This is a genomic window from Exiguobacterium sp. SH0S1, assembly GCF_004337165.1.
Lineage (GTDB): Bacteria > Bacillota > Bacilli > Exiguobacteriales > Exiguobacteriaceae > Exiguobacterium > Exiguobacterium aurantiacum_A.
On the sequence record NZ_SJVC01000001.1, the window covers coordinates 477,199 to 488,202 of the forward strand.

The 11,004-nt window shown below is 51.0% G+C and carries 14 protein-coding genes; all 14 read left to right on the forward strand.

The features are described from left to right. Nucleotides 1-2 precede the first annotated feature (2 nt). Entirely contained in the window at nucleotides 3-668 is a 666-nt protein-coding gene (locus EVJ20_RS02380; RefSeq protein ID WP_131465242.1) for a flagellar brake protein, read from the forward strand. A 74-nt stretch (nucleotides 669-742) separates the two neighbouring features. Next, nucleotides 743-1,420, forward strand: coding sequence for a (d)CMP kinase (gene cmk / locus EVJ20_RS02385; protein ID WP_070327439.1), 678 nt, complete (start codon nucleotides 743-745; stop codon nucleotides 1,418-1,420). Continuing rightward, nucleotides 1,417-2,040: a lysophospholipid acyltransferase family protein gene (locus EVJ20_RS02390; RefSeq protein ID WP_131443335.1), complete on the forward strand. Its 624-nt coding sequence runs from the start codon at nucleotides 1,417-1,419 to the stop codon at nucleotides 2,038-2,040. The genes cmk and EVJ20_RS02390 overlap by 4 nt, the downstream gene beginning before the upstream one ends. Before the next feature lie 141 nt (nucleotides 2,041-2,181). Then, entirely contained in the window at nucleotides 2,182-3,330 is a 1,149-nt protein-coding gene (gene rpsA / locus EVJ20_RS02395) for a 30S ribosomal protein S1 (RefSeq protein WP_070327437.1), read from the forward strand. A 129-nt stretch (nucleotides 3,331-3,459) separates the two neighbouring features. Next, nucleotides 3,460-4,770 carry a ribosome biogenesis GTPase Der gene (der, locus tag EVJ20_RS02400; RefSeq protein WP_035386714.1) on the forward strand — a complete coding sequence of 437 codons (1,311 nt, stop codon included), beginning with the start codon at nucleotides 3,460-3,462 and terminating at the stop codon, nucleotides 4,768-4,770. A gap of 17 nt (nucleotides 4,771-4,787) precedes the next feature. Next, the gene (locus EVJ20_RS02405) at nucleotides 4,788-5,816 is read left to right on the forward strand and encodes an NAD(P)H-dependent glycerol-3-phosphate dehydrogenase (protein ID WP_131440198.1); all 1,029 of its coding nucleotides are present in this window, start codon (nucleotides 4,788-4,790) and stop codon (nucleotides 5,814-5,816) included. A gap of 95 nt (nucleotides 5,817-5,911) precedes the next feature. After that, complete coding sequence (locus tag EVJ20_RS02410; protein WP_070327435.1) at nucleotides 5,912-6,112, forward strand: DUF2768 domain-containing protein; 201 nt, start codon at nucleotides 5,912-5,914, stop codon at nucleotides 6,110-6,112. A gap of 12 nt (nucleotides 6,113-6,124) precedes the next feature. After that, on the forward strand, nucleotides 6,125-6,826 hold the full coding sequence (locus tag EVJ20_RS02415; RefSeq protein WP_201738990.1) for a hypothetical protein: 702 nt from the start codon (nucleotides 6,125-6,127) through the stop codon (nucleotides 6,824-6,826). A gap of 107 nt (nucleotides 6,827-6,933) precedes the next feature. Beyond that, the gene (locus EVJ20_RS02420) at nucleotides 6,934-7,209 is read left to right on the forward strand and encodes an HU family DNA-binding protein (RefSeq protein WP_198010937.1); all 276 of its coding nucleotides are present in this window, start codon (nucleotides 6,934-6,936) and stop codon (nucleotides 7,207-7,209) included. A 127-nt stretch (nucleotides 7,210-7,336) separates the two neighbouring features. Beyond that, nucleotides 7,337-7,909 carry a heptaprenyl diphosphate synthase component 1 gene (locus EVJ20_RS02425; protein ID WP_071399652.1) on the forward strand — a complete coding sequence of 191 codons (573 nt, stop codon included), beginning with the start codon at nucleotides 7,337-7,339 and terminating at the stop codon, nucleotides 7,907-7,909. Nucleotides 7,910-7,929: 20 nt separating this feature from the next. After that, nucleotides 7,930-8,631 carry a demethylmenaquinone methyltransferase gene (locus tag EVJ20_RS02430; protein ID WP_035386712.1) on the forward strand — a complete coding sequence of 234 codons (702 nt, stop codon included), beginning with the start codon at nucleotides 7,930-7,932 and terminating at the stop codon, nucleotides 8,629-8,631. A gap of 3 nt (nucleotides 8,632-8,634) precedes the next feature. Next, complete coding sequence (locus EVJ20_RS02435) at nucleotides 8,635-9,597, forward strand: polyprenyl synthetase family protein (protein WP_071399653.1); 963 nt, start codon at nucleotides 8,635-8,637, stop codon at nucleotides 9,595-9,597. A 91-nt stretch (nucleotides 9,598-9,688) separates the two neighbouring features. Further along, nucleotides 9,689-10,105 (forward strand): nucleoside-diphosphate kinase, encoded by a 417-nt coding sequence (gene ndk / locus EVJ20_RS02440; RefSeq protein ID WP_131489824.1) that lies wholly within the window; start codon nucleotides 9,689-9,691, stop codon nucleotides 10,103-10,105. A 116-nt stretch (nucleotides 10,106-10,221) separates the two neighbouring features. Next, entirely contained in the window at nucleotides 10,222-11,001 is a 780-nt protein-coding gene (locus tag EVJ20_RS02445; protein ID WP_070327943.1) for a CheR family methyltransferase, read from the forward strand. The last annotated feature ends 3 nt before the right edge of the window (nucleotides 11,002-11,004 follow it).

Here is an 11,004-nt window from a genome sequence, read left to right on the forward strand (position 1 = left end):
TCATGTTAAAAGTTGGTCAAGAGTTACGAGTTGAAGTTGAAGGGAGAAACGAAGGGAAGACGAAAATCGCTGCCATTAACGGCGGTGTCGTCTGGATCGAATCTCCGAGCGAGATTGCGACGCTAAAGACGTTTTTTTTGCATGAGGATGAACCGATGCGTTTGTACTTTTTCAAAGGCGAAGATCAACTGTACGCTTTCGATTCAGTCGTCACGAAACGGATCAGTGACGCCCAGCTGACGCTTCGCTATGCGTTTAACTTGCCGGATGAGAAAAAAATCAAGCGCGTCCAACGTCGCGAGTACTTGCGCGTGCCGGAGATGATCAACGTGACGGTGCTCGCGGCAGACGGCGAAGCGTTTCCGTCATTCGAGACGACGTCACTAGACGTGTCGGCCGGCGGGATGCGTGTCGTGGCGAACCGTTCGCCGGTCGACGTCGATGAGTCGGTCATCGTCGTATTCCGGATCGAGGACGAGCGAGGGATACCCCAGACGTTCCGCGTCAAGAGCCGTCTCGTCCGGGTTCAAGAGCAGGCCGTAAAGCACGAGCTGTCACTTTGTTTTGAGGATTTGACGCCTCGTGATCAGGAGACGATTTTACGTTATTGTTTCCGGGCCCAGCTCGAAGCCAGAAAACGGACCGGCTCCGTATTTTCTTCACGTTAAAAAACTGGTATGATGTTCTCGGAACAAACGACCGAGAGGAGGTGGGTATCGGAATGAGCCGATACCCAATTTTTATGACTAAACCGCTACAAATCGCATTAGATGGGCCGGCAGGAGCCGGCAAGAGCACGATCGCTAAAACGCTCGCTAAAAAGTTAGGTTACGTGTACATCGATACCGGGGCAATCTACCGGGCTGTCACATATCGCGCGCTCGAGCAACACGTCGGATTAGAAGACGGCCCCGCCCTCGCTGAGATGATCGGCAAGATGGAGTTACGTCTCGTCCCGAGCGAGAGCGGGCAACGCGTGTTTGACGGTGACGAGGAAGTGACCGAAGTCATTCGGACGAGTGAAGTGACGAACAACGTCAGTTTTGTCGCAAGACAGCCTGAGGTCCGGGACGCACTTATGGATTTACAACGGGACTTGGCTCGGGACGGCGGCATCGTCATGGACGGTCGTGACATCGGGACGCACGTATTGCCTGAGGCAGACTTGAAAGTGTTCATGACCGCGACCGTCGAGGAACGTGCCCGTCGTCGCCACGAGGAGAACGTGTCAAAGGGTCTCCCGAGCGATTTCGAACAATTGAAACAAGAGATCGCCTTGCGTGATAAACGGGACTCGGAGCGCGTCGTCGCTCCACTCCGTCAAGCGGATGACGCCCACTTCCTCGACACGACCCATTTGTCGATCGATGGTGTCGTCACGGCTGTTGAACAGCTCATGGAACAGGTGGTCGGACGATGAAGCCGCTCAACAACGGCCCGTTCGGGATGTATCGGTTAACGGTCGGCGTCGTTCGAATCATGCGTCTGCTCAGCTTCCGCGTCGAGTATGTCGGTCGTGAGAATGTACCTGAGGACGGCTCGATCATCGTCTGTTCGAACCACCAGTCGAACTGGGACCCGGTCTTGTTGGCCAGTGCCATGCCGAAGCAACGGCCAATTCGTTTTTTTGCAAAAAAAGAGCTGTTCGATGTCCCGGTTTTAAAACGGATTTTGACACGCTCCGGGCAAATCCCGGTGTCACGCGGGGAAGGGGACCGTCAAGCGCTACGTACTGTTCTTCAGAAGTTGAAAGAGGACGAGGTCATCTCGATCTTTCCGGAAGGGACCCGTTCGAAAGACGGATCGCTCGGTAAGGCGCAGGCGGGTGTCGGTTTTTTTGCCCTCCGTTCAAACGCTGCCGTCCTTCCGATCGCGATCATCGGTAAATACAAGTTCCGTTCGAAGTTGAAGGTCGTCATCGGCGAGCCGATCGACTTCTCGCAACTGAAAGCGGACAAAGCGAGTGCCCAAGACGCCGCCGATTTGATCATGGCGACAATCGCCGAACTGTACATGACCCATTCACAGAACGTTCGCTAATTTCAGGTTTAATCTGTTGCAATCAGAGGAACAAACCTGATAACACCTTGACAAATCTGTCGAATTATAAGAAGTTTATACTAGGTGTTAAGCGCCTTAGGGCGCTCCTTTTTGTACTCATCGTGAGGGGGTAGTGTTGGAATGGTCGAAGAAATGAAAGATATGCCTGATTTTGAAATTAATCGAGGTCAAATCGTGACCGGTATCGTCGTCAAAATCGAGGACAAGCAAGCGTTAATTGATATCGGTTACAAAACCGAGGCGATTTTGCCAATCAGCGAAGTATCAAGCATGCATTTAGACGATTTAAACGAATCACTCCATGTCAACGACGAAATCCGTGTCAAAGTGAAAAAGGTCACGGATGAAGAGGTTGTCGTATCGAAGAAAGACGTAGATGCCGAGGCAGCTTGGGATCAAATCGTTGAAAAATTCGAATCGGGCGAAGTATTTGAAGTCATGGTGAAAGATAAGGTCAAAGGCGGTCTTGTTGTCGATATCGGCATCCGCGGCTTTATCCCGGCTTCACTCGTAGAAAACCACTTCGTCGAAGATTTCTCATCATACTTGCATAAGCCGATTACGGTTAAAGTCGTCGAGATGGACCGCGAAAAAAATCGCGTCATCTTGTCGCATAAAGCGGTGGCAGAGGCAGAGATGAGTGCGAAGAAGGCGGAAACGCTTGAATCGCTCGAGGTCGGTCAAATTATCGAAGGAACCGTCCAACGTCTGACTGACTTTGGTGCGTTCGTCGATATCGGCGGCGTCGACGGTCTCGTCCATATTTCTGAGATGGCTCATAGTCGTGTTGAAAAACCGAGTGATGTCGTCACAGAAGGTGACAAAGTGAAAGTGAAAGTACTTGGTCTTGACCTCGACAATGAAAAAGTGAAATTGTCGATCAAAGAGACGCAACCGGGACCGTGGGAATCGGTTGAAGGCAAGATTCAACCTGGGGACGTGATCGCGGGGAAAGTCAAACGTATCGTCACGTTTGGTGCGTTCGTCGAAGTCGCGCCGCAAGTCGAAGGGTTGCTCCACATTTCTCAGATTGCGAACCGACACATCGCGACGCCATCTGAAGTCTTGTCTGAAGGACAAGAAGTGAAAGTGAAAGTGCTCGACGTCCATCTCGATGAGAAGAAAATCTCATTGTCGATGCGTGCACTCGAATCAGAAGACGGTTCACGCGATGATGAAGAGCAGTCGCTGCTTGACGAATATAGCGATCAAGGCGGATTCTCTGTATCTGAACTGACAGGTGAGAACGCCTCGGACGATTCTAAATAAGACGGTCGTTCAAGCGGGAGTCATACTCCCGCTTCTTTTTGTATGGTCACTAATATTCGACTGTGCTATAATTGTACAGTTGCAAATAAGAACGATAATTTTTTGAATGAAAGTTAAAGAGGTGTTTATATGGGAATTCCAGCAGTGGCCATCGTAGGCCGCCCGAATATTGGGAAATCCACGATTTTCAACCGGATCATCGGTGATCGCGTATCGATCGTCGATGACAAACCGGGAGTTACACGCGACCGTATTTACGGTACGGGTGAGTGGTTGAACCGAAAGTTTCATTTGATCGACACAGGCGGGATCGAGGTCGGCGATGAGCCGCTTCTCGTTCAGATGCGTCATCAAGCCGAACTCGCGATCGATGAGGCGGACGTCATCGTCTTCATGGTAAACGGTCGCGAAGGGATCACGGCAGCGGATGAAGAAGTCGCGAACTTGTTGTTCCGTTCGAACAAGCCGATCGTGCTTGCCGTCAACAAAGTCGATAACTTCGAGATGCGTGAACTCATGTATGAGTTCTACTCGCTCGGGTTTGGCGACCCGTTCCCGATCTCGGGAACACACGGACTCGGTCTTGGTGATCTGTTAGATCGTGTCCTCGAACTCGCGCCGGACAAAGACGATTACGAATACAACGAAGATGTCATTCAGTTCTCGCTCATCGGACGCCCGAACGTCGGGAAATCGAGTTTGACGAACGCGATTCTCGGTGAAGAACGTGTTATCGTCTCGGCGATCGCCGGAACGACGCGCGATGCGATCGATACACCGTTCACTCGTGATGGACAAGAGTACGTCATCATCGATACGGCCGGTATGCGTAAGCGCGGCAAAGTGTACGAATCGACGGAACGTTATAGTGTCATGCGTGCCCAAAAGGCGATTGAACGCTCGAACGTCGTCCTCGTCGTCATCGACGGTGAAGAAGGCATCATCGAGCAAGACAAACGCGTCGCAGGACTTGCCCACGAAGCAGGGAAAGCGATCGTGCTCGTCGTCAACAAATGGGACGCTGTCGAGAAAGACGACAAGACGATGAAGAAGATGGAAGAGAAGATCCGCAAGGAATTCCTATTCCTCGACTACGCGCCAATCGTATTCTTATCGGCACTCACGTCGAAGCGGTTGCAAACGCTTCTTCCTGTCATCAATCAAGTTGCCGAATCACACCGTCAGCGTATTTCGACGAGCGTGTTGAACGATGTCATCGTCGACGCGGTCGCGATGAACCCGACACCAACGGACAAAGGACAACGACTCAAGATCAACTATGCGACGCAAGTGGCGATCGAGCCACCGACGTTCGTGTTGTTCGTCAACGATCCCGAGTTGCTTCACTTCTCGTACAAACGTTATCTAGATAACCAGATTCGCCGCGCGTTTGACTTTACTGGTACACCGATTCACATCGTGGCTCGTCAGAAAAACTAGTAATGGGGGTGCCTCACATGGCAAAAGTAGCTGTCATTGGTGCAGGAAGCTGGGGAACGGCATTATCGCTCGTCCTCGCTGACAATGGACACGACGTCGTGCTCTACGGACGTGAGGAAGATCACGTCCATGAGATCAACACGTCGCATACGAATTCGACTTACTTGAAAGATGTGCCGCTTCCGGCGTCGATCCGGGCAACGACCGATTTGAAAGAGGCGGTTCTAAATTGCTCGATCATTTTCCTCGTCGTCCCGAGCTCGGCGATTCGTCCGGTTTCCCGTGAAGTGAACGATCTGCTCACGGAACCGGTCACGATCGTTCATGCCGCAAAAGGGATCGAACCGAAGACGCATAAGCGGTTGTCTGAGATCATCGCTGAAGAGATCGATCCGTCAAAACGTCGAGCCATCGGTGTATTGACGGGTCCGACCCACGCCGAGGAAGTGGCCGTCCGCAAACCGACGACGATCACCATCGCGTGTGAGGATTTATTTGTCGCTGATGAGATTCAAGAACTGCTCACAAACGATCAGTTCCGAGTCTATTTGAACTCTGACGTCATCGGAGCGGAATACGGGGGCGCGCTTAAAAACATTATCGCCCTTGCCGCCGGGATGACCGACGGGCTCGGATACGGCGACAATGCGAAAGCTGCCCTCATGACGCGCGGCATCGTCGAGATCGCTCGGCTCGGTGTCAAACTCGGCGCCAACCCGGCCTCGTTCTCGGGCTTGACCGGGATCGGTGATTTGATCGTGACCGCGACGTCACAGCACAGCCGAAACTGGCGAGCTGGTAACGCCATCGGACGTGGGGAGAAGCTTGAAGACGTACTCGATCAGATGGGTATGGTCGTCGAAGGTGTGCGTGCCTGTGAAGCAGCGCATACACTTGCCCGCGAAGCCGGCGTCGACATGCCGATCACGGAAGCGCTCTACAACGTGCTGTTCGAAGGAAAAAGTCCGCATGATGAAGTGAAAAAGTTGATGAGACGCCCGCAAAAACATGAAATGGAAGAAGTTTTCCATTTCGAGGGCGAATAACAGCAAAGGAACTGACGTTTTCGTTCAGTTCCTTTGTTTTTTTTGCTACACTAAATTACGGAGTAAGATTTATAGAGAAAGTCGAGGGGATAGACGTGACACCGTCACTCATCAAGATGTGGATTTCATTTGCGGGGATTGGGGCGTTTGCCGTCGCTGCGCTCATGGTGGCAGTCAGCCACACGAAACTTTCAGGCTGGTTTGCGGTGCTCATTCGAGTCGTCGCATTCGTGATTTTTCTATTCGGAACGATCATTATGATTTATGTGGTCGCTTCTGGACCGACAGGAGGGTAAACCGTGAAACGAATGTTATTAGCCGTCAGTTTGGCGACGGCGACGCTGCTCGCCGGATGTATGTTCCCGGAAACAAATCGGGTCGACAACGTGCCTTATGAGGACCAGTTGCAATCGGTCCAGACGGCGGTCGACTCGTTCAAAGAGACGACCGGTGTCTTACCGATCAAAACAAAGCCGGCCGAGACGCCGCTGATGGAACGTTACCCGATCGAGTTTAGCCGCCTCGTCCCTGGTTATTTGGCAGATCCGCCGGCAAACAGTTTCGAAGGGGGCGGCTTGTTCTTATACGTCCTTGTCGACGCCGAGACAGAGCCGACGGTCAAACTGATTGACTTGCGGGTGACCGAGCGCCTCCAACAACTGCAGACGAATATCAACTCGTTCCGAGTCAAAGAAGGGAAATATCCGTTCAAAGGTTCGCTCGGCAAGAATCAGTTTACGATCGATTACGACCTCGTTTTCGTCTCCGAAGAACCGTTCATCCCGAGCCCATACACGGAAAACGAGTTGCCGATCTATGTGGATGGGACTGGTCAATTGTTCGTCGATTACCGGGCTGACATCGAAGCCGTGCTCGAGAACACGGATGCCGAGCCGAAAGTAGGAGAGGATATTCGTTATTTGCTCTACGATGACGCACCGTTCGCTCCGGCTTATTCGCAAGGGTATACGATTAATGACCAAGGTGAGGTCGAGTTTTTAAACAATTGAGTCGAGCAAGGTGTCCGCTTATGACCTTTTCGCTTAAAAAATGTTGTCATATCAACGTTTGTACGATATGATTAATCCCGTAAACTCTCTGTGAGAGGAGGTGAATCGTGATGAACAAAACTGAATTGATCAACGCAGTTGTCGAGAAAGCAGATGTGTCTAAAAAAGACGCAACGAAAATCGTAGAAGCAACGTTTGAATCAATCACTGAAGCACTCCAAAGCGGTGAGAAAATTCAATTGATCGGTTTTGGTACTTTTGAAGTTCGTGAACGTGCTGCCCGTAAAGGTCGCAACCCACGTACGAAAGAAGATATCGAAATCCCTGCAAGCAAAGTTCCTGCCTTCAAAGCAGGTAAAGCGCTTAAAGATGCGGTCAAATAATGAGCAATACATAAGTCGCCGAGAGGCGGCTTTTTTTGTAGTTGAAAGCAAGTTCACATGGCGTGAATGTGACAAAAATGTGCTATACTATGTCAGAATGACAACGAAGAGGACGAGGGGGGATAGCATGGAACAGTTGACAAACGAAAGCGTTGTCACCGACCTTGCTCGTCAAATCGAACAACGTATGACTCATCCGTATTTGACGAGACACGAGATTGTACCCGCAGTCGACATGCCTTTACTTCGTTGGATGATCGACATGATTGAACTCGAATCGCATCAACATCGACAGCTCGTGCTCGCGACTTATTTTGCCCATCAAGCACTCGAGCTGCACGATCAAGTGAAGGAGTGCCCGAACGGGTCCCTTGAACGGCAACTTAAAGTGCTCGCCGGAGATTACGCCTCGGCTCAATTTTATAAAATATTGGCGATGTTTCCAGCGGACTATAGCAACCGTTTCGGTCGAACCGTGCAGCTTGTGAACGGCGCGAAGTGCACACTCGCCTTGGGGACGGACGTCGCTGTTGTGACGTGGATGGAAGCGAACTTCGGATTAATCAAAACGTTTTCCGAACTGCTAGGTCAATCTTATTTGACATCGTACGGGAAAGAAATCATCGAACAGAAGGCAACAGAACTGCGCCAAGAAAAAAGAGAACAGCTATCGACACTACTCGCGCATGCTGTCGCTTAGAACGGAAAGGGTGTTACGTGTTGCAACCGAAAGAGAAAGAGCAAAAAGTATATGAAGTATTTCAAACGATCTCGCCAAGCTACGATACGATGAACTCGATCATCAGTTTCCGTCTGCATAAATGGTGGCGCAGAGCGACAATGCGGCGCATGCAAGTGTTCCCCGGCGCAAAATGTTTGGACGTTTGCTGCGGGACGGCCGATTGGACGATTCAACTCGCCGAGGCGGCCGGAAACACCGGGGTCGTCAAAGGACTCGATTTTTCTGAAAATATGCTCGCTGTCGGACACGAGAAAGTGGCTGATTATCCGATGATCGAACTCATTCACGGGAACGCGATGGAGTTGCCGTTCGGAGATCATTCATTCGACTATGTGACGATCGGATTTGGCCTTCGGAACGTACCGGATTATATGACGGTCCTCCGGGAGATGCACCGCGTCTTAAAACCGGGCGGGACCGTGGTCTGTCTCGAGACGAGCCAACCGACGGCACCACTATTCAGCGGGCTCTATAAATTTTACTTTGGATCAGTCATGCCGCTATTCGGCAAAGTGTTTGCCGGGTCGTATGATCAATACAAGTGGCTGCAAGAATCGACGGATCAGTTCCCTGACCGGTTGACGTTAAAGCGCATGTTTGAAGAAGCCGGGTTCGAGCAAGTCGAAGTCAAGGCGTTTTCCGGTGGTGCGTGCGCCATGCACCTAGGAAAGAAGTGGTGAACGATGTCTTTAAAGCGACTTTATCGCCACATGAACCGAGAAATCGAACAGATTGATCGGTTTTTGTCGACGCGGGTCCACACGGAACATCCGGTGATCGAAGCCGCATCGAAACAATTGCTAGATGCCGGGGGGAAGCGGATCCGTCCGGCGTTCGTATTGCTCAGTGCCGGATTTGGGACTGGGAATGATATTCGTCTGACGAAAGTTGCGGCGAGCCTCGAGCTGATTCATATGGCGTCACTCGTTCACGATGATGTGATCGATGACGCGACACTGCGCCGCGGAAAACCGACCGTGATGGAACGATATGACGAGAGCGTCGCCATGTATACCGGTAATACGTTGTTCGGGGAAGCGATTCGGCTCGTGTCCGAAGTCGATTCCCCGGAAGTGATGCAAATCATGGCGGAGACGATGGAACTGATCTGTATCGGCGAGATCAATCAAATTCAAGACCAATATGACTGGGCGCAATCCCCGAAGCGGTACTTGGACCGGATCGCCCGGAAGACGGCACTCTTGATCGAGACGAGTTGCGCGGCCGGGGCCGTCGTCTCCGGGGCGTCACCTGACGTCGTCAAACAACTTCGGTTGTTCGGCTACGATATCGGGATGGCGTTTCAGATGACGGATGATTTGCTCGATTTCACGGCGAAGAGTTTTCAACTCGGTAAGCCCGTCGGTGAAGATTTGAAGCATGGGCATAAAACATTGCCGCTCTTCTATTCATCAGAAGATCCTGTGTTTTATGAGCGGTTGCAGCAAGTCACGAACGCCTCGAACGATGAGATGACCCGGACGCTCGTCCGCGAAGTGCAACGGAACGGAACGCTTGAACGAAGTCAACGCACGATCGACCGTTACGTGAGTCGGGCGATTCAGCGACTCGATTCACTGCCGGATATTCAAGACAAACGGTCGTTGATTGAGATTGCCGAATATATCGGCAAACGAAAATGGTAGTTCACACCTTGTAAACCCTTTCAAAAATGAAGATGACCGTGTAAACTGATAAAGTACATGGTACACATATTGATTTAGGGGGACTAGGGGTATGGAAAAGACATTTTTAATGGTAAAACCTGACGGGGTGAAGCGTGGTTTGATTGGGGAAATCATCACACGTTTCGAGAACAAAGGGTACACGTTGAACCGTCTCGAAATGCTGACGCCGTCAGTTGAGGTTGCAAAATCGCACTATGCGGAACATAAGGAAAAACCGTTCTTTGGAGAACTCGTCGCATTCTTGACGTCAGGTCCGGTCGTCGCGATGGAGTGGGAAGGCGAGAACGTCGTCGCCGTGTCTCGGTTGATGATTGGCAAGACGAACCCACTCGACGCGCAGCCGGGAACGATTCGTGGCGACTTGGCCTCGACAATGTCACAAAACGTCATCCATGGTTCAGACAGCGTGGAAAGTGCCGAGAGAGAATTATCGCTCTGGTTCGCCACTGAAACATCACACGTTTGATGACGATAAAAGGGACGGGGCCTCCTGTCCCTTTTTCTATTTGCATTAAAGCGCTTTCGTATGTTCGGACACGACATGATCTAGGATAAGAGAAAGAATTGAGGTTAGAACTGGTGATAAATGATTATGCGATCTTCGTAAAAAAGTTTTATTTAAAGTCTGGAATCGACTTGAATTTATACAAAGAAGCACAAATGAAAAGACGAATGGTCGCGCTCCGCGAGAAGAAGGGCTACGCCACATTTATCGAGTATTTTAAAGCGATGGAGTCAGACCGAGGTTTGTACGACGAATTTTTAGACCGGATGACGATCAACGTCAGTGAGTTTTATCGAAACCCGGTCCGCTGGCAACAGCTCGAGACGGACGTGTTGCCTGAGCTCATTCGTAGAAGCCAAGGGAAACTCCGGGTCTGGAGCGCGGCTTGTTCGACGGGAGAAGAACCGTATTCACTTGCGATGTTATTGTCGAAGCATTTGTCACCCGCCCAGTTCACGATCACAGCGACTGACCTAGATGACTTGGTGATCGAAAAAGCGAAACAAGGGAAGTATCATGAACGGGCGCTCGTCGATTTGCCGCCTGAGTTTCGAGATCGTTATTTCACCCGTCGAGATGACGACTATTTTGTCTCGGACGAGATTAAAAAACTCGTGACGTTCAAAAAGCACAACTTGCTCGCTGACGTCTACGAACGTAACTTTGACTTGATCGTCTGTAGAAACGTTTTGATTTACTTTACGGAAGAGGCGAAAGAGAAAGTGTACAAGTCGTTCCACCGCTCGCTTCGTCCGGGCGGGGTCCTCTTCGTCGGAGGGACTGAACAAATCTTCCAGCCGAAGCGTTACGGATACAAGATGAAACAAAGTTTCTTCTACGAAAAATTTGAGGAGTGAGGT

Coding starts and splice junctions, on each gene's coding strand:
- rpsA (WP_070327437.1), top strand. CDS start 2,182: ATGGTCGAAGAAATGAAAGATATGCCTGATTTTGAAATTAATCGAGGT.
- der (WP_035386714.1), top strand. CDS start 3,460: ATGGGAATTCCAGCAGTGGCCATCGTAGGCCGCCCGAATATTGGGAAA.
- EVJ20_RS02435 (WP_071399653.1), top strand. CDS start 8,635: ATGTCTTTAAAGCGACTTTATCGCCACATGAACCGAGAAATCGAACAG.
- ndk (WP_131489824.1), top strand. CDS start 9,689: ATGGAAAAGACATTTTTAATGGTAAAACCTGACGGGGTGAAGCGTGGT.
- cmk (WP_070327439.1), top strand. CDS start 743: ATGACTAAACCGCTACAAATCGCATTAGATGGGCCGGCAGGAGCCGGC.
- EVJ20_RS02415 (WP_201738990.1), top strand. CDS start 6,125: ATGTTATTAGCCGTCAGTTTGGCGACGGCGACGCTGCTCGCCGGATGT.
- EVJ20_RS02390 (WP_131443335.1), top strand. CDS start 1,417: ATGAAGCCGCTCAACAACGGCCCGTTCGGGATGTATCGGTTAACGGTC.
- EVJ20_RS02425 (WP_071399652.1), top strand. CDS start 7,337: ATGGAACAGTTGACAAACGAAAGCGTTGTCACCGACCTTGCTCGTCAA.
- EVJ20_RS02405 (WP_131440198.1), top strand. CDS start 4,788: ATGGCAAAAGTAGCTGTCATTGGTGCAGGAAGCTGGGGAACGGCATTA.
- EVJ20_RS02380 (WP_131465242.1), top strand. CDS start 3: ATGTTAAAAGTTGGTCAAGAGTTACGAGTTGAAGTTGAAGGGAGAAAC.